At 65.3% G+C, this 21,844-nt stretch carries 19 protein-coding genes and 1 riboswitch; of the genes, 6 read left to right on the top strand and 13 right to left on the bottom strand.

Annotated elements, in window-relative coordinates; genetic code table 11:
• The first annotated feature begins 30 nt into the window (after positions 1-30).
• Positions 31-1,482: a histidine kinase gene (locus tag OH705_RS13265; RefSeq protein WP_094012380.1), complete on the top strand. Its 1,452-nt coding sequence runs from the start codon at positions 31-33 to the stop codon at positions 1,480-1,482.
• Positions 1,483-1,662: 180 nt separating this feature from the next.
• On the opposite strand, the gene OH705_RS13260 is transcribed toward OH705_RS13265, so the two are convergent.
• The 9 genes from OH705_RS13260 to OH705_RS13220 all read right to left on the bottom strand — a co-directional run bounded on the left by OH705_RS13260 (position 1,663) and on the right by OH705_RS13220 (position 10,962).
• Complete coding sequence (locus tag OH705_RS13260; protein WP_038706898.1) at positions 1,663-2,373, bottom strand: PqiC family protein; 711 nt, start codon at positions 2,371-2,373, stop codon at positions 1,663-1,665.
• Between the two features lie 176 nt (positions 2,374-2,549).
• Positions 2,550-4,808: a DNA topoisomerase IV subunit A gene (gene parC / locus OH705_RS13255; RefSeq protein ID WP_023631342.1), complete on the bottom strand. Its 2,259-nt coding sequence runs from the start codon at positions 4,806-4,808 to the stop codon at positions 2,550-2,552.
• A 10-nt stretch (positions 4,809-4,818) separates the two neighbouring features.
• Positions 4,819-5,337, bottom strand: a complete 519-nt coding sequence (locus OH705_RS13250; protein WP_023631341.1) for a retropepsin-like aspartic protease family protein — start codon at positions 5,335-5,337, stop codon at positions 4,819-4,821.
• Entirely contained in the window at positions 5,334-6,320 is a 987-nt protein-coding gene (locus OH705_RS13245) for an esterase-like activity of phytase family protein (RefSeq protein WP_038706899.1), read from the bottom strand. Before OH705_RS13245 ends, OH705_RS13250 begins: the two co-directional genes overlap by 4 nt.
• Complete coding sequence (parE, locus tag OH705_RS13240; protein ID WP_023630810.1) at positions 6,317-8,221, bottom strand: DNA topoisomerase IV subunit B; 1,905 nt, start codon at positions 8,219-8,221, stop codon at positions 6,317-6,319. Before parE ends, OH705_RS13245 begins: the two co-directional genes overlap by 4 nt.
• 33 nt (positions 8,222-8,254) lie before the next feature.
• Positions 8,255-8,863 carry a YqiA/YcfP family alpha/beta fold hydrolase gene (locus OH705_RS13235; RefSeq protein WP_038707608.1) on the bottom strand — a complete coding sequence of 203 codons (609 nt, stop codon included), beginning with the start codon at positions 8,861-8,863 and terminating at the stop codon, positions 8,255-8,257.
• A gap of 149 nt (positions 8,864-9,012) precedes the next feature.
• Complete coding sequence (gene cpdA / locus OH705_RS13230) at positions 9,013-9,816, bottom strand: 3',5'-cyclic-AMP phosphodiesterase (RefSeq protein WP_094012376.1); 804 nt, start codon at positions 9,814-9,816, stop codon at positions 9,013-9,015.
• An 85-nt stretch (positions 9,817-9,901) separates the two neighbouring features.
• The gene (locus OH705_RS13225) at positions 9,902-10,354 is read right to left on the bottom strand and encodes a DUF1249 domain-containing protein (RefSeq protein WP_023630808.1); all 453 of its coding nucleotides are present in this window, start codon (positions 10,352-10,354) and stop codon (positions 9,902-9,904) included.
• The gene (locus OH705_RS13220; protein ID WP_160291098.1) at positions 10,345-10,962 is read right to left on the bottom strand and encodes an NUDIX domain-containing protein; all 618 of its coding nucleotides are present in this window, start codon (positions 10,960-10,962) and stop codon (positions 10,345-10,347) included. The genes OH705_RS13225 and OH705_RS13220 overlap by 10 nt, the downstream gene beginning before the upstream one ends.
• A gap of 184 nt (positions 10,963-11,146) precedes the next feature.
• Here OH705_RS13220 and OH705_RS13215 point away from each other — a divergent pair, with 184 nt between their 5' ends.
• Positions 11,147-11,893, top strand: coding sequence for an RsiV family protein (locus OH705_RS13215; protein WP_023630806.1), 747 nt, complete (start codon positions 11,147-11,149; stop codon positions 11,891-11,893).
• On the opposite strand, the gene cytX is transcribed toward OH705_RS13215, so the two are convergent.
• Positions 11,862-13,145, bottom strand: a complete 1,284-nt coding sequence (gene cytX, locus OH705_RS13210; RefSeq protein WP_038706900.1) for a putative hydroxymethylpyrimidine transporter CytX — start codon at positions 13,143-13,145, stop codon at positions 11,862-11,864. The two genes, OH705_RS13215 and cytX, sit on opposite strands and share 32 nt — an antisense overlap.
• A 136-nt stretch (positions 13,146-13,281) precedes the next feature.
• Positions 13,282-15,162 (bottom strand): phosphomethylpyrimidine synthase ThiC, encoded by a 1,881-nt coding sequence (thiC, locus tag OH705_RS13205; RefSeq protein WP_267302340.1) that lies wholly within the window; start codon positions 15,160-15,162, stop codon positions 13,282-13,284.
• A gap of 157 nt (positions 15,163-15,319) precedes the next feature.
• A riboswitch (TPP riboswitch) is annotated at positions 15,320-15,426 on the bottom strand.
• A gap of 158 nt (positions 15,427-15,584) precedes the next feature.
• On the opposite strand from thiC, the gene OH705_RS13200 reads away from it, so the two are divergent.
• Positions 15,585-17,018 (top strand): TolC family outer membrane protein, encoded by a 1,434-nt coding sequence (locus OH705_RS13200; protein WP_023632667.1) that lies wholly within the window; start codon positions 15,585-15,587, stop codon positions 17,016-17,018.
• A gap of 77 nt (positions 17,019-17,095) precedes the next feature.
• On the opposite strand, the gene waaA is transcribed toward OH705_RS13200, so the two are convergent.
• The gene (waaA, locus tag OH705_RS13195; protein ID WP_267302339.1) at positions 17,096-18,367 is read right to left on the bottom strand and encodes a lipid IV(A) 3-deoxy-D-manno-octulosonic acid transferase; all 1,272 of its coding nucleotides are present in this window, start codon (positions 18,365-18,367) and stop codon (positions 17,096-17,098) included.
• 38 nt (positions 18,368-18,405) lie between these two features.
• A complete protein-coding gene (locus tag OH705_RS13190) occupies positions 18,406-19,296 on the bottom strand; it encodes a LysR family transcriptional regulator (RefSeq protein WP_094012388.1) in 891 nt (296 codons plus the stop codon).
• Between the two features lie 91 nt (positions 19,297-19,387).
• Between OH705_RS13190 and OH705_RS13185 the strand changes: the two genes are divergently transcribed.
• The 3 genes from OH705_RS13185 (at position 19,388) to OH705_RS13175 (ending at position 21,822) form a co-directional block, all read left to right on the top strand.
• Entirely contained in the window at positions 19,388-19,720 is a 333-nt protein-coding gene (locus OH705_RS13185) for a DMT family transporter (RefSeq protein ID WP_023632892.1), read from the top strand.
• A 117-nt stretch (positions 19,721-19,837) separates the two neighbouring features.
• Positions 19,838-21,013 carry an NAD(P)/FAD-dependent oxidoreductase gene (locus OH705_RS13180; protein ID WP_094012372.1) on the top strand — a complete coding sequence of 392 codons (1,176 nt, stop codon included), beginning with the start codon at positions 19,838-19,840 and terminating at the stop codon, positions 21,011-21,013.
• Positions 21,010-21,822, top strand: a complete 813-nt coding sequence (locus tag OH705_RS13175; RefSeq protein ID WP_104444825.1) for an aldo/keto reductase — start codon at positions 21,010-21,012, stop codon at positions 21,820-21,822. Before OH705_RS13180 ends, OH705_RS13175 begins: the two co-directional genes overlap by 4 nt.
• Positions 21,823-21,844 lie beyond the last annotated feature (22 nt).

The following is a 21,844-nucleotide window of genomic DNA, read 5'->3' as shown; positions in this document are numbered from 1 at the left end:
CAACTTTCTCGCCATGAAGAGCCGCGCTCTGTGAACCGGCCCACGCCCGTTAAACCCGATAACTTCTTCCTGATGATCTACCGAGCCCTCAGCCAGCGCCGAATCCCACTGGCCCTGCGCATTGCCTGCCATAACATCTTCCTGGTGGCCCTGGCCCTGGTGATCTATGCCTGCGTGATGGGTTTGCAGTTCAAGCAGGCCATGCACGATCAAGCCGATGCCGTTGGCCAGAGCCTGACCACGCAAACGGCCACATCGGCCACCGAGCTGCTGGTGTCCAACGACATCCTCAGCCTCAACGTGCTGCTCGGCAACCTGGTGAAGAACCCGCTGGTGGCCCATGCCGCCATCTACAGCGTGGACAACCGCATCCTCGCCGAGGCCGGCCAGCGCCCACGCAATAGTTTGCTGGGCGAAACCGAAGGGGTCTACCAGACCAAGATCACCTTCCAGGACGTGACCGCCGGCCAGTTGCGCATCAGCCTGGACATGAGCCAGTTCCAGCAACCGATGCTGATCAGCCTGCAGAGCATGGGTATCCTTGCCGCGATCCTGTTGGCCCTGGCACTGACCCTCAGCCTGCGCCTGGGTCGTTTCATCTCCACCCCGCTGCTGCAACTGCGCGTCTGGTTGCGTGATCCGCACCCCTACACGCCGGGCATCGAGCGTCAGGACGAGATAGGCGACCTGGCCCGTCAGCTGCACGCCCGCCTCGCCCCGCCGCCACCTCCGGAACCGGAAGAAGAAGACGAGCCAGACGATTTCGATGACATGCCCGCTCCCAAGACCGCGCCACGCACGAAGGTAGCGGCGCTGGCACCCGATCAAGACGATGACGATGACGCCTTCGCCGATCTGCTGGATGAGCAAAGCGCGCCGGCCAAACCCGTCATCGTTGAGTCCGACGAACCGCAGCACAGCGCCGTGCTGGCCGTGCAACTGGGCTCCCAGGAGCAACTGCGCCGCCTGCCACGCACTCGCCTGACCGAACTGCTGGAGCGCTACCGCGACTGCCTGGACCAGGCCGCCTCGCTGTACGAAGGGGAAGTCCATACCTTGAACGACGGCAGCACCCTGCTGTTGTTCCACAGCCGTGACAGCGGCGAGGACTACCTCACCAACGCCATCTGCTGTGGCGAGCTGCTACGCGCCCTGGGCCACGCCCTGCAGATCGAGGTGGCCGACAGCGGCATCACCCTGCAACTGCAGCTGGGCCTGGTGCTGGCCGACGACCTGCAAGGCATGGATCAGGTCGACTTGCTGATGACCGAACAAGCCCAGGACGCGCTGGCCTTGTCGCAGCACAGCCGCAACCTGCTGCTCGTGGAGCGCCGTATCAGCGATGATGCTCTGATCCGCCAGCGTGCGCGTATCCGGCCGATCGCCAGCCCGGAGGGCGCGTGCTGTGTCGAGCGCCTGATGGAGCCTTACCCGTCCATGCTGGAGCGCCAACTGGCGCGGATGCACGAGCGCCGCGCATGAGCCAACGCTGATTCAAGGCCTGTGTGGGAGCGGGCTAGCCCCACGATAACGTCGGGGCAGGCAATGTTGCTGTATGGCGAGCCCTATCGTGGGGCAAGCCCACTCCCACGCCGTCCCGATCACATGGCGACACCCACAAAAAAGCCCGCATCGCTGCGGGCTTTTTCGTGGCTACGGATATCAGAAGCGGAACACTTCCATATCGGTACGAATCGGTGATGCCATCGGAATCTTTGGCTTCTCCGGCTCTTTCTTCACCTGCACCGGCGCGGCCGGCTTGCGTGGCGCCTCCTCGGCGATGGCCGGCTGGTTGGCCAACGGCTTGACCGTGGTGCTCAGCTGTTCGACCAGCTTCTGCAGCAACTGCCCCTGGGCTTGAACCTGCGCCGACTCGCTGCCGGCATGGGGCTGTTCGAGGTGGACGATACGGTTGTCACGCACCTGGCCACGGCGGTCCAGCACGCGCCACTGCGCATCAAGGATCGCCGGCTGGTTCTTGCCCGAGTCCAGGCGGGTGATCGACAGCAGCACCTGCACGTCCGGCGTGAAGCCGGCACTTGCCGGCGCCAGCACCACGCGCTGGCTGTCCAGGCGCCAGGCCAGCTGGCGTACCAGCAATTGGTCAATATCCGACGAAAGGCTGCCGGCCCAGCGACCGTCGGTCGCTGCAGTCAGGCTGCCATCGGTCTGACGCTGCAAAAAGGTTTCGCGTTGCAGGTAATCGGCCACCGATACCGGGCCAAGCACCACCGCCATGCCCGCAGCCTGGGTCGGCTGACCGGGATCACCGCTGTCGAGCTGATACAGGGCAACCGGCTGGTGCATGCTGCACCCGCTCAAGCCCAGCAAGCCAGTCATCAGCAGCGCAAATGGAAGGCGCAGAAATTTCATTCATCCCATCCAGGCGGTCGTCAGTAGACTGACCGCAGTGATACTCATGTAGATTCATCCGGGCACTCGGCCACGCCGGCGCCAACGAGGGCCCTATCATCCGCGAAATGGTCGCCCGACTCCAGCATTTCCGCCCGAAGCGGCGTCGAAAACGCCGCAACAGACAGCCCATCCACTCAAGCAGGGGTTTCCACCAGCAACCCGTCGACGCGCTGGAAACCGCGTGGCAATTTGCTACCACGGCGACCCCGCTCGCCCTTGTAGTGCTCGAGATCATCCGGCTTGAGTGAAAGGGTACGCTTGCCAGCTTGCAATACAAGGGTCGAGCCCTCGCTGATCACCGCAAGATCGGTCACGTATTCCTCGCGGCTGGCCACCCGGTCACCCGGCACGCCGATGATCTTGTTGCCCTTGCCTTTACCCAGCTGTGGCAGGTCGGCGACCTTGAACACCAACAGGCGCCCCTCGGTGGTTACCGCTGCCAGCCAGTCTTGCTCGCGGTCGGCCACCGGACGCGGGGTCATCACCTTGGCGCCGTTGGGCAGGCTGAGCAGGCCCTTGCCGGCCTTGTTCTTGGCCTGCAGGTCCTCGCCCTTGACCACGAAACCGTAGCCGGCGTCGGAGGCCACAACGTACAGGGCATCGTCTTCCGGCAGCAGCACGCACTCGAAGGTGGCACCCGGTGGCGGGGTCAGGCGGCCGGTCAGCGGCTCGCCCTGGCCACGGGCCGACGGCAGGCTGTGGGCGGCCAGCGAGTAGCTGCGGCCGGTGGAGTCGATGAGCACGGCGAACTGATTGGAACGTCCGGCGGCGGCGGCCTTGAAGCCGTCGCCAGCCTTGTACGAAAGCCCCGTGGCATCGATATCGTGGCCCTTGGCGCAGCGCACCCAGCCCTTCTCCGACAGCACCACGGTAACCGGCTCGGTCGGCATCAGTTCGTTTTCCGACAGGGCCTTGGCCTCGGCGCGCTCGACGATCGGCGAGCGGCGGTCGTCGCCGTAGGTCTCGGCGTCCTTGATCAGTTCGCTGCGCACCAGCTTGCGCAGTTTGCTGTCGCTACCCAGCAGCGCTTGCAGTTGCTTCTGTTCCTTGAGCAGTTCGTCCTGCTCGCCGCGGATCTTCATCTCTTCCAGACGCGCCAGTTGACGCAGGCGGGTCTCGAGGATGTAGTCGGCCTGGATCTCGCTCAAATCGAAACGGGCGATCAAGGCCTGTTTGGGGTGCTCCTCGGTGCGGATGATGTGGATCACCTCATCCAGGTTGAGGAACGCGGTAAGCAAGCCTTCCAACAGGTGCAGGCGCTTCTCGACCTTGTCCAGGCGGTGCTGCAGGCGGCGTCGCACGGTACCGATGCGGTACTCCAGCCACTCCAGCAGCAGCGCCCGCAGGTTCTTCAGTTGCGGACGGCCGTCGAGGCCGATGATGTTGACGTTGACCCGGTAGGTGCTCTCCAGGTCGGTGGTGGCGAACAGGTGCTGCATCAGCTCGGCGGCATCCACGCGGTTCGAGCGCGGGATGATGACGATGCGGCAAGGGTTCTCGTGGTCCGACTCGTCGCGCAGGTCGGCGACCATCGGCAGCTTCTTGGCCTGCATCTGCGCGGCAATCTGCTCGAGCACCTTGGCGCCGGAGACCTGGTGTGGCAGCGCGGTGACGACGATGTCGCCGTCCTCGATGCGGTATACCGCACGCATGCGGATCGAGCCTTTGCCGCTCTCGTAGATCTTCTGGATGTCGGCGCGCGGGGTGACGATCTCGGCTTCGGTCGGATAGTCAGGCCCCTGGATATGCTCGCACAGTTGCTCGATGGTGGCCTTGGGCTCGTCGAGCAGGCGCACGCAGGCGCTGGCCACTTCGCGCAGGTTGTGCGGCGGCACGTCGGTGGCCATGCCCACGGCGATGCCGGTGGTGCCGTTGAGCAGGATGTTCGGCAGACGCGCGGGCAGCACGGCCGGCTCCTGCAAAGTGCCGTCGAAGTTCGGTACCCAGTCGACGGTGCCCTGGCCCAATTCAGTGAGCAGCACCTCGGAGTAGCGCGACAGGCGCGCCTCGGTGTAACGCATGGCGGCGAACGACTTCGGATCGTCCGGCGCACCCCAGTTGCCTTGGCCGTCGACCAGGGTGTAGCGGTAGCTGAACGGCTGGGCCATCAGCACCATGGCCTCGTAGCACGCCGAGTCGCCGTGGGGGTGGAACTTGCCGAGCACGTCACCGACGGTACGTGCCGATTTCTTGTGCTTGGAGTCGGCATCGAGCCCCAACTCGCTCATGGCATAGACGATGCGTCGCTGGACCGGCTTGAGGCCGTCGCCGATGTGCGGCAGGGCGCGGTCCATGATCACGTACATGGAGTAGTTGAGGTAGGCCTGTTCGGTGAAGTCAGCCAGGGAACGGCGTTCGACGCCGTCGAGACTGAGTTCGAGTGAGTCGCTCATGCGGGCCTCGTCATTTCAGGTTCTGGCGCAGCAGCATGGTGCCGCCGCGCTGGGTAAATTCAAGTTGTTTCAGGGCACTCATGCCCAGCAGCACGCCCTGTCCATCCAGGCCAGGCACCACCAGCGCGCGTACGTCGCGCAGGTGGATATCGCCCAGTTGCAGGCTGTCGAGCCGCGTACGGTAGCCTTGGGTCCGGCCATTGGCGGTGCTCAATTGCACCGCGGCGCCACGCGCCAGGTCCAGGTCGCGGGCCAGTGCCTCGGGGATCGCCACGTCGGTGGCGCCGGTGTCGAGCATGAAAAGCACCCGTCGCCCATTGATCGCGCCATCGGCAACGAAATGGCCCTGACCGTTGCTCAACAGGCGCACCTCGACGAAGCCGTCGCCCTGCTCGCTCTGCACCACGCTGTTGGGGTTCTGCTGATGTTTTTCCCACTGCCCGAAAAAGCGCGTGGCCAGGAACAACGCCGCCGCCCAGGCGACAATCATCAACACCCTGCCCGCGCGCTTGCCCGGTGGCTGGCTCATGGCTGGGCGCTCCAGCCGCCCTGTGGCGCGTCGAAGCGCCAGACGATCGGCCGTGTTTCACCATCCACCCGCGGGCGGTCGTTGTTGTCCACGCCGATCCAGGCGCCGCCCTTGTCGATCACCAGCGCCTCGGCCAGGCCGTAGGACTGCGAGTAGCGCCGCGATTCCATCAGGGCGTCGGCGGCGAACGACCAACAGCGCTCCACGGCGCCCGTGTCGGCATCCCGCCGGCAAATGCGGTAGGCATTGCGCTCGAGGGTGAACAGCTTGCCTTCGAACCAGGCCAGGTCAGCAAAGTCACGTGATACCGGACGCGACTCGGGGAACTGTGGCGGCTGCATCTCGACACCCGCCTCGCTGAGCAGCACGCAGCCGCGCCCGCAGGTCCACACCGATTGCTGGCGCTGCACCGCGAGCAGGCCGCGACGCTCGCGCTCGGCTGCCAGCCACAGGCGATCGCCCGCCGGGTTGATCGCCAGCCCCTCGAACAGTGCGTTGAAATGCAGCAACATGCCGCTGGCCCGCGCCTGGCGCACCATGGCCTGGTCGATTTTCAGCCAGTCCGGTTCACCGTCCACCGGCAACTGCAGCACGGCAGCGTGGGACTCGCTGACGATATAGAGGTTGCCGGCCTGATCGCAGGTGATGCCCTCGAAATCCAGCTCGCCGCCGCGGATGTAGGACGCCGCCCAATTGCGCGACTTGAGCCCCCATGGCAGGCCGGTGTCTGGCGCCGCCGGCGGGGTGAAGGTCAGTGGCTGGGCCTGCCACGTCGCTCCCTCCTGGTCGAGGCGGTAGATCCGGTCGTCATCGCGGTCGGACACCGCCCACAATGCCCCACGGCACCAGGCCAGGCCCGACAGGTTACCGCCGCGCATGCCATCGACCGCATGCTCGGCGCTAAGCTTGAGCTGCGGCCAGTCGCCGGCCTGGGCCTGCAGGGCAAACCACGCCAGGCAGGCCAGGAGCAACGGACGAATCAAACCAGGACCTCGGCCAGGTTGCCTTTGGTCTCCAGCCAGCTCTTGCGATCACCCGCACGCTTCTTGGCCAGCAGCATGTCCATGATCTCGGTGGTGCCCTGTACATCGTCCAGGGTCAACTGGACCAGGCGCCGGGTGTTGGGGTCCATGGTGGTTTCGCGCAGTTGCGGCGGGTTCATCTCGCCCAGGCCCTTGAATCGGGTGACCTGTGGCTTGCCACGCTTCTTCTCTGCGACCAGGCGGTCGAGGATGCCGTCACGCTCGGCCTCGTCCAAGGCGTAGTAGATCTCCTTGCCCAGGTCGATGCGGTACAGCGGCGGCATGGCCACGTACACGTGCCCGGCCTCGACCAGCGGGCGGAAGTGCTGGACGAACAGCGCGCACAGCAGTGTGGCGATGTGCAGGCCGTCGGAGTCGGCGTCGGCAAGGATGCAGACCTTGCCATAGCGCAACTGCGAGAGGTCGGCTGCGCCCGGGTCGACGCCGATGGCCACGGCGATGTTGTGCACTTCCTGGCTGGCCAGGACTTCACCGCCATCGACCTCCCAGGTGTTTAGGATCTTGCCGCGCAGCGGCAGGATGGCCTGGAATTCCTTGTCCCGTGCCTGCTTGGCCGAGCCACCGGCCGAGTCACCCTCGACCAGGAACAACTCGGCGCGCATCGGGTCCTGGCCGGCGCAATCGGCCAACTTGCCCGGTAATGCAGGGCCCTGGGTAATGCGCTTGCGCTCGACCTTCTTGCTCGCCTTCAGGCGCCGGCCGGCGTTGCTGATGGCCAGTTCCGCCAGCTGCATGCCCAGTTCGGGGTGGGCATTGAGCCACAGGCTGAAGGCGTCCTTGACCACGCCGGAAACGAACGCGGCCGCCTCGCGGGACGACAGGCGCTCCTTGGTCTGGCCGGAGAACTGCGGCTCCTGCATCTTCATCGACAGCACGAAGCTGATGCGTTCCCAGACGTCCTCGGGGGCCAGCTTGACCCCGCGCGGCAGCAGGTTGCGGAACTCGCAGAACTCGCGCATGGCGTCCAGCAGGCCCTGGCGCAGGCCGTTGACGTGGGTGCCGCCCTGGGCGGTGGGGATCAGGTTGACGTAGCTTTCCTGGATGCTGTCGCCACCTTCCGGCAGCCACAACAAGGCCCAGTCCACGGCCTCCTTGTTACCGGCCAAGCTGCCGCAGAACGGCTCGTCGGGCAGGCGCTGGAACTCGCTGACCGAATCGACCAGGTAGGAGCGCAGACCGTCCTCGTAGTGCCACTCGACCTTCTCGCCGGTGCCCTTGTCCTCGAAGCTGATGGACAGCCCCGGGCACAATACCGCCTTGGCCTTGAGTACGTGTTTGAGGCGGCTGATGGAGAACTTCGGCGAATCGAAGTACTTCGGATCGGGGCTGAAGTACACGCTGGTGCCGGTGTTACGCTTGCCGACGGTGCCGACCACTTCCAGCTCGCTGGCCTTGAAGCCGTCGGCGAAGGTCATCTGGTACTCGTTGCCGTCGCGCTTGACGCGCACGCGTACCTGGCTCGACAGGGCGTTGACCACCGAGATGCCGACGCCGTGCAGGCCGCCGGAAAATTGATAGTTCTTGTTGGAGAACTTGCCCCCGGCGTGCAGCTTGGTGAGGATCAGTTCAACACCGGAAACACCCTCTTCGGGGTGGATGTCCACGGGCATGCCGCGGCCATCGTCGCTGACTTCCAGGGAATGGTCGGCGTGTAGGACGACCTGTACCGAACGGGCGTGGCCGGCCAGGGCTTCGTCGACGCTGTTGTCGATAACTTCCTGGGCCAGGTGGTTGGGCCGGCTGGTGTCGGTGTACATGCCCGGTCGCTTGCGGACCGGGTCAAGGCCCGAGAGGACTTCGATGGCGTCTGCGTTATAGGCGCTAGCGCTGGGATTGGCCATGGGTTCTCGTCGTCAGTCTGGTGAATGCAAAAGTCAAAATACAGAAAAGTCCAGTGCCGCGTACTGTCCGCGGGCAATGCCGGCGAACGCCAGCAGTGCCGGCAATTGTTCGGCGAAGCCCTGGTAGCTGTGGTCACCACCGGCCTGGATCCGCAGGGCGCAAGCACGGTAGTAGCGCTCGGCCTGGCGATAGTCCAGGGTTTCATCGGCGGTCTGCAACCACACTTGATAGCGGGCAGCATCCTGCGGTGCCGGTACTTCCAGTTCGGCCAGGGCGTCCACGTGGTCGTGGGTGAGCTCCCAGGCTTCATCGGTATAGAGGTTGCGCTGGGTGCCGAGGTAACCGTCGAACAGCTTGTGCGGGGCCACCGCCGGGTTGATCAACAGCGCCTTGAGCCCGTGTCGCTCGGCCAGGTGGGTGGCATAGTAGCCGCCGAGGGAGCTGCCGACCAGCAAGGGCGCGCCGAGCTCGGCGATTGCCGTCTCCAGTTGGGCGATGGCCTGGCGTGGATGATGGTGCAGGGCCGGAACGCGCAGTTGCTCGGACAGGTCGAGCTGCTGCATCACCGCTTCGAGCTGGCGTGCCTTGGTCGACAGCGGCGAGCTGTTGAAGCCATGGATATAGAGGATGGAACCCGACATGCTGCCCCCGGACGCAAAGACGCGCAGTGTAGCGTGTTCGATGGTCATTGGCGCAGCCTGGGGATTTTCGCAACAAATTCTTCAAATGACAGGGCGCTCTGCGCCCCTTTCGCTGGCAGGCCAGCTCCCAAAGGCAGCGCAGCGGCCTCTCAATAGCCTGGGCTGTCGAAATCCAGCGTCACCACGAAATCCCGCGCCCGCTCCACCCCGGTCTCCAACCTCCCGTCGGCATGCAGAAGAAGCCAGCGGTAACCCGGCTGCTCCTCGCTCACCTTGAAGTCCTCGCTGCGCGGCGCGAACTGGATGCAGGTCGAAGGCGTGGCGAGGAAACGGATGCCGTCACGCACTTCGTCCCATTCCTGGTGGATATGCCCCCACAGCAGCGCCTTCACCTGTGGATAACTGCGCAGACGCCGCAACAGTTCATCGGCATTATGCAGCCCGATCGGCGCGATCCAGGCACAACCGATATCCACCGGCTGGTGATGGCAGCACACCAGGCAATGGCGCTCGTCCGCACCGCTCAGCGCCTGGTCCAGCACGACCAGCTGGTCATCGGCCAACAGACCGAAGGTGGCACCGACCACTGCCGAGTCGAGCATGACGATGCGCCAGGCACCAATATCGGTCACTGCCTGCACCAGTTCCGCCGCCACTTCTGCCATGACCCGCGCCTCGTCATGGTTACCCGGCAGCCAACGCGCTGGCGCGCCGAGCGTCGACGTGAGCTCGCGAAAGGCCGCGTAGGATTCGACGCTGGCATCCTGGGAAAGATCGCCCGTGCACAGCAGCAGGTCGATGCGCGGTTGTTCGCGGCGAACCTGGCCGACCACGTGCCCAAGGCTTGCGCGGGTATTGAGGCCCAGCAAGGTGCCCGCCGGGTCGGCGAACAGATGGGCATCGGTCAGTTGCACCACATGGACAGGTGACGGGGGTGAAAGTGGTTGCGGCAACGGCCGTCTCCTCGAACGGATTCAGCACGGATTATGGCGGCGGATCGCTTTCGAGCAAATACTCGAAACCGACGCGCATCACATTTCAGCGCACGGCTTCCAGTTCGTGGCCGCAGGCCAGGCAGTGGCTCAGCCATTCACCGAGAAACAGATTGAGCTGGGCCTTCTCGTCCGGCTGGTGCATCGCCGTGTTGGGATAGGGGTAGATACTGCGCAGGCGACGCGCATGCTCGGCACTGACCACCTCGGCCATGCGCGCGTCATGGTAGACCTGCACCTCCAGCTCGGGCACCGGCAGCCAGGGCAGGCTGTGCTCCTGGCGCACCTTGAGCGTGGTGGTGTAGGGGCAGGCCAATAGCACTTCAAGCACCAGCACACCGAGCATCTGGTCGCCCTGGGTCATGCCGATACGACGCGAGCTCTGCGTGGTGCGCATGTCGGGCAACAGGCGCATCAGGCGGGCATAGTTGGCCTCGCAGGCCGATTGCAGCCCGACCAGGTCGACTCGATAGCGCTCGCGCAGCAGGTTCACTTCCACATACCTCGTACTTCGTCTCGGTTCAGCGCCAGCCATTGCAACCCGATGATCGTGGCGGCGTTGCAGATACGCCCATCGCGTACGGCCTGCAGGGCATCCTCGAACGACCACACGCGCACGCGAATGTCTTCGCTTTCCTCTTCCAGGCCATGCAGGCCACCGGCACCCTCGCTAACGCAACGGCCCAGGAACAGGTGGACATACTCGTCGCTGCCGCCCGGTGACGGGAAGTACCTGGTCATCGGCCACAGCGCCGAGAAGGCCAGGCCCGCTTCTTCCTCGGCTTCGCGGTGGGCAACCTCCTCGGGCTGCTCGTCCTTGTCGATCAGCCCGGCGACCATCTCGATCAGCCAGGGGTTGGCCACCTTGCCCATGGCGCCGACACGAAACTGCTCGATCAGCACCACTTCGTCGCGCTGTGGATCGTAGGGCAGCACGCAGACCGCGTCATGGCGCACGAACAGTTCACGGGTGAACTCGCGGCTCATGCCCCCGGCGAACAGCTCGTGGCGCAGGTGTAGCTTGTCGAGCTTGTAGAAGCCCTTGAACAGCGACTCCCGCCGAACGATCTCGACCTGGGTAGGCACTGTATTGTGCGTGTCCGTCATGCAAACTCCTCATGCCTCGTTTACCGCATCGCGCAATCCTACTCTGCGCACGGCCCGGTTTCATCCCTTTCCGTCGACCGTTCGGGCAGCCGGGACAGGCGTGTCACTCTCTGTTAGCTTAGTGGCGAACTGAAGGCCGCGCAGGCGGTCCAAGGCCGATCATCACCGTTGTGAAAGAGGCAACATGACGCTTGTCAAACTGACTTCCGTGGCCGTCCTGGCACTGGCGCTCGGCGCCTGCCAGAGCCTGTTCACGCCCAACTACCGGGCCCCGCTCGAGGTCAAGCGCGAGGCCTGGGAGCACGTCAAACCCGGCTGCAGCGAAAGCGACTGCCCGCTGGTCAACATTGACGTCGTGCACTTCCCAGCCCTGCCCAAGCTCGACGACATTGTCGAGAAGCGCCTGCTGATGCTGACCGAGGACAACCAGCGCGGCACCCCGCCAGCCTCGCTGCAAGCCTATGAGCAGCAGTACCTCGCTCGCGCCGACAAGCGCAACAGCACCTATCTGCAGGCCAAGGTACGCGAGCAGCATGACGGGCTGGTGATCGTCGAGCTGTCCAGCTACCTCGACAGCGGCGGTGCCCACGGCATGCCTGGGCGCGGCTTCATCAACTATTCACGCAAGCTGGACAAGGTACTGACCCTTGACGACATGCTGGTGCCCGGCCAGGAGGCGACCTTCTGGAAGACCGCCGAGGAGTCTCACCGCGCCTGGCTGATCAGCACCGGCATGGACAAGGACCCCGAGTTCGTCAAGACCTGGCCGTTCAAGCAGTCCCCGCACATCGCCCTGACCTACGGCGCGGTGGTGATCAAGTACGAGGTCTACTCCATTGCGCCCTACTCCATGGGCCATGTCGAGCTGAAGATCCCCTACCCGCGCCTCAATGGCGTGATCAAGCCCGAGCTGTTTCCCGGCCGCGGCTGAGCGATAGCAGCAAGTGCAGCACCCCTGCCAGCAACAATGCCGGCAGGGTCGCCCCCAGCTCCGGCGCCTGGCTGGCCATCAGGTGATAGGCCGCCACTCCCGCGCCCCAGGCCAGCAGCGCCTGCCAGTGCAAACCCTCGACCATCGCCGGCAGGCGACGGCGGCGAAGCACAAAGTGATCCACCAGCACCACGCCGAACAAGGGCGCGAACACCGAGCCGATCAGCAACAGGAAGTTCTGGTACTGGCCCAGCGGCGCCAGCAAGGCGATCAGCGTGCACAGCACGCCAATCGCCAGGGCCAGGTGCTCGACCTTCATTTTCACCAGCAGGCCGGTGGACACCGCCGCCGAGTGGATATCGGCAAAGGCGTTCTCCGTCTCGTCCAGCAGGATCAGCAGCAGCGGGATCCCCAGCCCAGCGCCGGCCAGTGCCAACAGCAGGGCATTCACCTCGCCACTGGGCGCGAACGCCAAGGTGTAGGCCACGCCCAGACTCATGAGCCAGGCATTGCCGATGAAGAAGCCCAGCGCGGTACCTCCGAACACGCGGATGGCGCGCTGGCCAAAGCGTGAATAGTCGGCGATCAGCGGCAGCCAAGACAGCGGCATGGCGATCACGATGTCGAAACCCAGGGCCAGGGACAACGAACCATCCCCAGGGCGTCGCCACAGATCGGCCAGGTCGGCCTTGGCGAACAGGTTCCAGGTCAACCACGCGCAGGCGCCCAGCAGCAGCCAGATCCCCCACTTGCGCAAGACCTTGCGCACGAACGCCAGCGGCCCGCTGACCGCCAGCAGAGTGGCCAGGGCGCCAAAGCACAAGGTCCACAGCAGCGGGCTGCTCCAGCCGCTGCCCTCGCCGAACGCGCGTGCGCCCAGCAGGCTGGCGGCATCACGCATGACGATGATCTCGAACGAACCCCAGCCCACCAGTTGCAGCAGGTTGAGCAAGGCCGGCAGGCGCGCGCCATGGCTACCGAGCGTGAGGCGCAAGGTCGCCATGGCCGACAGGCCGGTATCGCTACCGATCACCCCCACCGCCGCCAGCAGCAATACCCCTACCGCCGTGCCCAGGGTGATCGCCAGGATCGAGCCCGCCAGGCCCAGCCCCGGCGCCAGCAGGCCGCCGACCTGCAGGACCATCAGGCCGATGCCAAGGGAAAACCACAGCGAGAACAGGTCGCGGGCGCCGAACTGGCGATGGTGGGAGGGTACCGGGTGGTCGGGAGAGAAGTGGCTGGGAGTGGTCATGCTCGGGCGCTCGACGGAAGAGTTGGGGTGAACCCATCGCTGGCAAGCCAGCTCCCACAGGGGCCGCATCACAGTCTCTGTGGGAGCTGGCTTGCCAGCGATGCGGTGCGCATCGCGCACCGCCTGGGTCTGCTACTCAGACTTTCTGGTACAACTGGCTGCCTTCCTGGCGGAACCGCTCGGCCTGCTCGCGCATGCCCTGTTCGACTGTCACGTCCACGGTCTCGATCTTGGCCGCGTACTCACGCACTTCCTGGGTGATCTTCATCGAGCAGAACTTCGGCCCGCACATCGAGCAGAAGTGCGCGACCTTGGCCGACTCCTTGGGCAGCGTCTCGTCGTGGAACGCACGGGCGGTGTCCGGGTCCAGGCCGAGGTTGAACTGGTCTTCCCAACGGAACTCGAAGCGCGCCTTGGACAGCGCGTTGTCACGGATCTGCGCGCCCGGGTGGCCCTTGGCAAGGTCGGCGGCATGGGCGGCGATCTTGTAGGTGATGATCCCGGTCTTGACGTCGTCCTTGTTCGGCAGGCCCAGGTGCTCCTTGGGCGTGACGTAGCAGAGCATGGCGCAGCCGAACCAGCCGATCATCGCCGCGCCGATGCCGGAGGTGATGTGGTCGTAGCCCGGAGCGATATCGGTGGTCAGCGGGCCTAGAGTGTAGAACGGCGCCTCGTCGCAGCATTCGAGCTGCTTGTCCATGTTCTCCTTGATCAACTGCATAGGCACATGGCCGGGGCCTTCGATCATGCACTGCACGTCGTGCTTCCAGGCGATCTTGGTCAGCTCGCCAAGGGTTTCCAGCTCACCGAACTGCGCGGCGTCGTTGGCGTCGGCGATCGAGCCCGGACGCAGGCCGTCGCCCAGCGAGAAGCTGACGTCATAGGCCTTCATGATTTCGCAGATCTCGTCGAAGTGCGTGTACAGGAAGTTTTCCTTGTGGTGCGCCAGGCACCACTTGGCCATGATCGAGCCGCCACGGCTGACGATGCCGGTGACGCGCTTGGCGGTCAGCGGCACATAGCGCAGCAAGACGCCGGCATGGATGGTGAAGTAGTCCACACCCTGCTCGGCCTGTTCGATCAGGGTGTCGCGGAACAGCTCCCAGGTCAGGTCTTCGGCAACGCCGTTGACCTTTTCCAGGGCCTGGTAGATCGGCACGGTACCGATCGGCACCGGCGAGTTGCGGATGATCCACTCGCGGGTCTCATGGATGTGCTTGCCGGTGGACAGGTCCATGACCGTGTCCGAACCCCAGCGGATGCCCCAGGTCAGCTTGGCCACTTCTTCCTCGATGGAGGAACCCAGGGCGCTGTTGCCGATGTTGCCGTTGATCTTCACCAGGAAGTTGCGGCCGATGATCATCGGCTCCAGCTCGGTGTGGTTGATGTTGGCCGGGATGATCGCACGACCGCGGGCGATCTCCTCGCGAACGAACTCGGGGGTGATCTCTTTCGGGATATTGGCACCGAAGCTGTGCCCCGCGTGCTGTTGGCTGAGCAGGCCGGCGGCGCGGGCTTCCTGCAGTTTCATGTTCTCGCGGATGGCGACGTATTCCATCTCGGCGGTGATGATGCCCTGGCGCGCGTAGTGCATCTGCGAAACGTTGGCGCCGGCCTTGGCCCGGCGCGGGTTGCGCACGTGGGCGAAGCGCAGCTTGGCCAGCTCGGCGTCGTTCAGGCGCTGCTGGCCGAAGTTCGAGCTCAGGCCACCCAGGCGCTCGGTGTCGCCACGGGCGTCGATCCACGCCGAGCGCACATCGCCCAGGCCCTTGCGCACATCGATGATGACGTTGGGGTCGGTGTATGGGCCGGAAGTGTCATACACCAGCACCGGGGCGTTCTTTTCGCCGCCGAAGTCGGTGGGGGTGTCATGCAGGCTGATCTCGCGCATGGGCACACGGATGTCGGGGCGCGAACCTTCGACATAGACCTTGCGCGAATTGGGCAGCGGTTGCACGGACTGTTGGTCGACTTGGGCCGACTCGCTCAGACTGATCGTTTTTTCTTGTTTGCTCATCACAGGCTCTCCAGACAGCTTCCTAGCGGGCGGAATGTCGGGGTGAACCTGAAAGGCGCGGACGCACCCGTGTTGACGGGTGCAGTGCCGGACAAGGGGTGCCGTGGGCTGCAAGCAGCTGTGGCGATCCCGGACCTGGCACAAGAGGCTCCCGGGACATGAGAGCAATCTTGTTCCCTACGCAGGCGCTAACCTGATCAGGTTCAACGGGATCCGCAACTTTGCGATCTCAGCCTTTGCATCAAGGCACCCCGACAAGAACCTGCGCAGTCTAGACTGGAGTGGTCGGCAAAGCCAAGCGGGTAAATCCCTGGCGTGATAAATGGCACACGTGGCGGATTGTTGAGGGCGGCGCACGGCACTACACTGGCGTGCTCGATACCCGACAGTACAGTAAATACATCTTGATCAAGGATTGCCCTATGCTGCGCAAACTCTCACTGGCGATTGCCGTGTCTTGTGCGTCCAACGGAGTGGCCTGGGCAGTGGATACGCCCACGACGGTGAAGACCGACCTGGTCAGCGTCTACCAGGAAGCGGTGGACAACAACGCCGACCTGGCCGCCGCCCGCGCCGACTACGGTGCCCGTCGCGAGGTGGTGCCCCAGGCTCGCGCCGGCTTGCTGCCCAACCTTTCGGCCGGCGCCGAGATGATGAACACCCGCACCAAGCTCGACGAGCCGTCGATCACCTCCAACCGCAGCGGCAATGCCTGGAGCGCCACCCTGGCGCAGCCGATCTTCCGCGCCGACCGCTGGTTCCAGCTGCAGGCTGCCGAAGCGGTCAACGAACAGGCCGCGCTGGAACTGTCGGCCACCGAGCAGAACCTGATCCTGCAAAGCGCCGAGAATTACTTCGCGGTACTGCGCGCCCAGGACAACCTGGCCTCGACCAAGGCCGAAGAGGCGGCCTTCAAGCGCCAGCTCGACCAGTCCAACGAGCGCTTCGATGTCGGCCTTTCGGACAAGACCGATGTGCTCCAGTCCCAGGCCAGCTACGATACGGCGCGAGCCAACCGGATCATCGCCGAGCGCCAGGTGCAGGATGCCTTCGAGGCCCTGATCACCCTGACCAACCGCCAATACAGTGCGATCCAGGGTGTGGTCCACACCCTGCCGGTGCAAGTGCCGACGCCCAATGACGCCAAGGCCTGGGTCGAGACCGCCGGGCGGCAGAACCTCAACCTGCAGGCCACCAACCATGCCGTGGCGGCCGCCGAAGAGACCGTACGCCAGCGCAAGGCCGGCCATGCGCCAACCCTGGATGCAGTGGCCAAGTACCAGAAAGGCGACAACGACAACCTCGGATTCACCAACCCTTCGCAGAACGGCGTGCGCTACGGCGGTGACGTGGAGCAGACCAGCGTCGGCCTGCAACTGAACATTCCGATCTACAGCGGCGGGTTGACCAGCTCCCAGGTGCGCGAGGCCTATGCGCGCCTGACCCAGAGCGAGCAGCAGCGCGAAAGCCTGCGCCGCCAGGTGGTGGAGAACACCCGTAACCTGCACCGCGCGGTGAACACCGACGTGGAACAGGTCCAGGCGCGCAAGCAGTCGATCATCTCCAACCAGAGCGCCCTGGAAGCCACCGAGATCGGCTACCAGGTCGGCACCCGCAACATCGTCGACGTGCTCGACGCGCAGCGCCAGCTGTACACCTCGGTGCGCGACTACAACAACAGCCGCTACGACTACATCCTCGACAACTTGCGCCTCAAGCAGGCGGCCGGCACCCTGAGCCCGCAGGACCTGCAGGACCTGGGACGGTACCTGAAGGCCGACTACAACCCGGACAAGGATTTCCTGCCACCGGACCTGGCGGCGGCGGCGGCGAAAAACTTCGAACGCCGGCCTTGAAGGCAACACACTACCTGTAGGGCGGGCTTCGTGGGGGCAAGCTCGCTCCCACAACAACCGCGCCTACAGGTTGATCATCAACTCAGAAGCCGCGCCAGCCCATCGAGCAACCGCTGCAACGCCCCCTGATTGGCCTGCATCACCGCCCTACCCGCCTCGCCCATGCGCCGCGCATCCTGCGGCAGCTCGACCAAGCGACGCACCGCCGCGGCCAGGCCCTCGGCATCATCCACCTGCTGCAACGCCCCCGCCTCGCGCAGCATCGCGCTGATCTCGAGGAAGTTGAACACATGCGGCCCCATCAGCACCGGCAGCGCCAGCGCCGCCGGCTCCAATGGGTTGTGCCCGCCCGTGGGGACCAGGCTGCCACCGACGAAGGCGATATCGGCCAGGGCGTACAAGAACAGCAATTCACCCATGGTGTCACCCAGCAATACCTGGGTCTGCGCCGTCACGGCATCGCCTTTCGAACGACGCACCGTGGAGAACTGGCCGGCGCACAGTTCATGTACCGCCGCGAACCGCTCGGGATGGCGCGGCACCAGCACCAACAGTGCATCGCTGTGTACGCTCAGCAGTTGCCGGTGGGCTTCGAGGATCAACCCATCCTCGCCATCGTGGGTACTGGCGGCGATCCATACCGGGCGCTGGCTGGCCCCCCACTGCTCGCGCAGCTGTCGAGCGCGAGGCATCAACTGGTCGTCGACCTTCAGGTCGAACTTGATCGAGCCGGTCACCTGCACGCTCGCCTGGCGCGCACCGAGCGAGCGGAAACGCTCGGCCTCGGTTTCGGTCTGTACCGCGATCAGGCTCATCTCCTCGAGCATCGGCCGGGTCAGGCCGGCAAAGCGCGCATAGCCTCGGGCCGAGCGTTCGGATAGCCGCGCATTGGCCAACGCCACCGGAATACCGCGCCTGGCGCACTGATGGATATGGTTGGGCCACAGCTCGGTTTCCATGATGATGCCCAGGCGCGGGCGCACATGGTCGAGAAAACGCCCCGCCGCCCATGGCAGGTCGTACGGCAGGTAACAGTGCTGCACCCGTGGCTCGCCATCGAACATCGCACGGATTCGCTCGGAGCCGGTCGGGGTCATGCAGGTCAGCGTGATCGGCAGGTCCGGATACTGCTTGAGCAGCGCCCGGACCAATGGCGCGGCGGCGATGCTCTCGCCCACCGAAACCGCATGCACCCAGATACCGCCCTGGCGCATGGGTGGCAAGCGACAAGCGAAGCGCTCGGCGATACGCGCACGGTAGGCCGGCGCCTTGCGCCCGCGCAGGAACAGGCGCAGCGCGACCAGCGGCAGGCCCAGATGGAAAAGCAGGGTATAGAGGGTTCTGTTCATGGCGGCGGAGTTTACTAGGAACTGGATGAAAAGGCCTGTCAGCCAATGGCCCGCAGGTGCACGGCGAAGCGCTCGGCCAGCCACTGCGCCGCAGGGCCCAAGGGCTCGTCGCGGCGCCAGGCCAGCTCCGCCACCAGCGCCGGCGGGCGCCATTCGCTGTCCAGCTCGACCATCTGCGCCTGGTAAGTGGGGTACTGCACCACATGACGTGGCAGCCAGGCCCAGCCCAGGCCGCGCATCAGCAATTCGGCCATGGCATAGAAGCTGTCGGCACGCCAGACCTGTGGACTGATCGCCTCGCCGCCGGGGTAGCCGCTCTGCTGCGGCGTGATCAGCAGCTGGCGATGGCGGGCCAACTGCTGGCGGCTGACCTTGGCCAGGTTCGCCAAGGGATGGTCGATGGCGCATACCGTGACCATCTCGACGCTGCCCAGGGCCCTTCTCTCCAGCGAGGCGGGAATGCTTTCGTGGTGGAAGAACAACCCCAGGTCGGCGCGCCGCTCCACCAGCTTGCGCGCCACATCGCCCTGGGCACCGCTGGCCAGTTGCACCTCCAGGTAGGGATAGCGCGCCGCCAACTCGTCGAGGCTGTCGATCACCGGCTGATAGGGCATGGCTTCGTCCTGGGCCACCCGCAGCAGCGCTTCCTGGCCACGCATCAGCGCAAGTGCCCGACCGTCCAGACGCTCGCACTGGCGCAACAGCTCGCGGGCGTCCTCCAGCAGCGCGGTGCCGCTTTCGGTAAGGCGTGGCTGGCGGCCGCTGCTGCGCTCGAACAGCGTCACGCCCAGGTCCGTCTCGAGCAGGGCGATGGCGTTGCTCACCGCCGACTGCGCCTTGTGCTGCTCACGGGCCACTGCGGAAAACGAACGCAGCTCCGCCGCCCGCACGAAAAGACGCAACTGTTCCAGGTTCCAGTGCTCGGTCATCATTCAACCTATCTCCATATCAGATAGGTAATGACTTTACCGCATCCTTGGATCCTCTAGAATGCCCATCCAGTACCGGAGGACCCGCGCCATGAACGCCTACACCTATCTCGCCATCGCCATCTGTGCCGAAGTCATCGCCACTGCTTCCATGAAAGCGGTCAAGGGGCTGAGCACGCCTCTGCCGCTGCTGCTGATGGTGTGCGGCTACGGCGTGGCGTTCTGGATGCTCACCCTGGTGGTGCGCAGCATTCCGGTGGGGATTGCCTATGCAATCTGGTCGGGGCTGGGGATCGTCCTGATCAGCGTCGCCGCGCTGGTTATCTATGGACAGAAGCTGGATGTGCCGGCGATGCTGGGCATGGCCATGATCGTCGGCGGGGTGGTGGTGATCCAGGTGTTTTCCAATACCGCAGGGCACTGAGCCTGAGCCCATGGGGCCGCTGCGCGGCCCTATCGCCGGCAAGCCGGCTCCCACAGGGGTCAGCACGACGCCACAGCCTGTATACTGCGCACCTGTCCCAGTTTTCGAGGTGCCCGCATGCCATCCGCCATTACCACTGACGTGCTGATCGTCGGCGCCGGGGTCGCAGGCCTCTGGCTCAATGCCCGGCTGCGCCGCCTGGGCTACTCGACGGTACTGGTGGAACGCGCCAGCCTCGGTGGCGAGCAGACCATCAAGTCGCAGGGCATCATCCACGGCGGCACCAAGTACGCCCTGCACGGGGCGCTGACCGGCGCCTCCGAGGCCATCGCCGACATGCCGCGGCGCTGGCGCGAAGCGCTGGCCGGCAACGGCGAGCTGAACCTGAGCGCCACCCGCCTGCTGTCCGAGGCCCATTACCTCTGGTCCCCCGGCACCCTGGCCGGCAACCTCACCAGTTTCTTCGCCAGCAAGGCCGTGCGCGGCCGGGTCGACCAGGTCAAGGGCGAGCAACTGCCGCCGGCCCTGCAGGATCGTGCGTTCAAGGGCAAGGTCTACCGCCTGGCCGAACTGGTCATCGACGTACCCAGCTTGCTGGCCAACCTCGCGCAATTGGCGGGTGACAGCTTGCTGGCCGGCGAGCGAATCGAACCACTGCGCGACGGTGAAGAGCTGGCCGGCCTGGTGGTCGATGGCCGCGAGATCCGCGCCCAGCGCATCGTCCTCAGCGCCGGCGCAGGCACCGCAGACCTGCTGCACGCTCTGGGGCTGGACCAACCAGCCATGCAACGCCGACCGCTGCACATGGTCCTGGCCAAGGGGCCCAACCTCAAGCCCCTGTATGCCCACTGCCTGGGCGGTGGCCCCAAACCACGCATCACCGTGACCACCCATCCGGCCGCCGATGGCCAATGGGTGTGGTACCTGGGTGGCGATATCGCCGAGGCCGACGGTGTTGCCCGTGAGCCCGCCGCACAAATCGCCGCGGCGCAGAAGGAAATCGCCAGCCTGTTGCCTTGGGTCGACCAAAGCCTGGTGCGCTGGGCCACCCTGCGCGTCGATCGCGCCGAGCCCGCGCAATCGGGCCTGGTACGCCCGGACAACGCCTTCCTTGCCGACCAGCAGCGCCTGCTGGTCGGCTGGCCGACCAAGCTGGCCCTGGCGCCGGACTTTGCCGATCGCGTGCTGGCCAGCTTCGAGCGCGACGGCGTGCGCGCGACGAGCCAGCCTGATCTTGCCGACTTGCCGCGCCCGCCGCTGGCGCTGCCAGCCTGGGAGCAACTGCTGCCATGAGCCTGCCGACCCTGCACGATCACCACCGTCCCTTGGGCAGCACCGGCCTGCGGGTATCGCCACTGGGCCTGGGCACGGTCAAGTTGGGCCGCGACCAAGGCGTCAAGTACCCCAATGGTTTCACCATTCCCGATGACCAGGCCGCGCATCTCTTGCTCGCGCAAGCCCGCGAGCTGGGCATCAACCTGATCGACACCGCCCCGGCCTATGGCCGCAGCGAGGAGCGGCTCGGCCCGTTGCTGCGCGGCCAGCGCGACCAATGGGTCATCGTCAGCAAGGTCGGTGAGGAGTTCGAGGACGGCCAGTCGCATTTCGATTTCAGCGCCGCCCACACCCGTCGCTCGGTGGAGCGCAGCCTCAAGCGCCTGGAAACCGACCGTATCGAGCTGGTACTGGTGCATTCCGATGGCAACGACCTGGCGATTCTCGAGCAGGAGGGGGTGTACGAAACCCTCGCCGCGCTCAAGCGCGAAGGCAAGATCCTCGGCTACGGATTCTCCGGCAAGACTGCCGCGGGAGGCCTGAAGGCCTTGGAACAAGGTGATTGCGCCATGGTCACCTACAACCTCAACGAGCAGGCGGAGCGGCCCGTGCTCGACTACGCTGCCGAACACGGCAAGGCCATCCTGGTGAAAAAGGCCCTGGCCAGCGGCCATATCTGCCTGGCGCCGGGGGTCGACCCGGTGCAAGCCAGTTTCGAGTTGCTGTTCGCCCACCCCGGCGTGTGCAGTGCCATCGTCGGCACCATCAACCCGGTACACCTGGCCCACAACGTGGCCACCGTCGCCCGCATCCTGGGCCGGCCCTGAGCCGCCCAGACGGGGGCCCAAC

The sequence above is a fragment of the Pseudomonas sp. BJa3 genome, from assembly GCF_026343815.1.
In the GTDB taxonomy this organism is placed as follows: Bacteria; Pseudomonadota; Gammaproteobacteria; order Pseudomonadales; family Pseudomonadaceae; genus Aquipseudomonas; species Aquipseudomonas soli.
Note: the sequence above shows the minus strand (reverse complement) of the source record. Positions and strands in the feature narration are given on the sequence as shown.

Bases quoted from the DNA above. Each gene is read 5' to 3' on its own strand.
- OH705_RS13260 (WP_038706898.1), bottom strand. From the start codon at position 2,373: ATGAAATTTCTGCGCCTTCCATTTGCGCTGCTGATGACTGGCTTGCTG.
- parC (WP_023631342.1), bottom strand. From the start codon at position 4,808: ATGAGCGACTCACTCGAACTCAGTCTCGACGGCGTCGAACGCCGTTCC.
- OH705_RS13250 (WP_023631341.1), bottom strand. From the start codon at position 5,337: ATGAGCCAGCCACCGGGCAAGCGCGCGGGCAGGGTGTTGATGATTGTC.
- parE (WP_023630810.1), bottom strand. From the start codon at position 8,221: ATGGCCAATCCCAGCGCTAGCGCCTATAACGCAGACGCCATCGAAGTC.
- OH705_RS13235 (WP_038707608.1), bottom strand. From the start codon at position 8,863: ATGTCGGGTTCCATCCTCTATATCCATGGCTTCAACAGCTCGCCGCTG.
- OH705_RS13220 (WP_160291098.1), bottom strand. From the start codon at position 10,962: ATGACGGACACGCACAATACAGTGCCTACCCAGGTCGAGATCGTTCGG.
- OH705_RS13215 (WP_023630806.1), top strand. From the start codon at position 11,147: ATGACGCTTGTCAAACTGACTTCCGTGGCCGTCCTGGCACTGGCGCTC.
- cytX (WP_038706900.1), bottom strand. From the start codon at position 13,145: ATGACCACTCCCAGCCACTTCTCTCCCGACCACCCGGTACCCTCCCAC.
- thiC (WP_267302340.1), bottom strand. From the start codon at position 15,162: ATGAGCAAACAAGAAAAAACGATCAGTCTGAGCGAGTCGGCCCAAGTC.
- OH705_RS13200 (WP_023632667.1), top strand. From the start codon at position 15,585: ATGCTGCGCAAACTCTCACTGGCGATTGCCGTGTCTTGTGCGTCCAAC.
- waaA (WP_267302339.1), bottom strand. From the start codon at position 18,367: ATGAACAGAACCCTCTATACCCTGCTTTTCCATCTGGGCCTGCCGCTG.
- OH705_RS13190 (WP_094012388.1), bottom strand. From the start codon at position 19,296: ATGACCGAGCACTGGAACCTGGAACAGTTGCGTCTTTTCGTGCGGGCG.
- OH705_RS13185 (WP_023632892.1), top strand. From the start codon at position 19,388: ATGAACGCCTACACCTATCTCGCCATCGCCATCTGTGCCGAAGTCATC.
- OH705_RS13180 (WP_094012372.1), top strand. From the start codon at position 19,838: ATGCCATCCGCCATTACCACTGACGTGCTGATCGTCGGCGCCGGGGTC.
- OH705_RS13175 (WP_104444825.1), top strand. From the start codon at position 21,010: ATGAGCCTGCCGACCCTGCACGATCACCACCGTCCCTTGGGCAGCACC.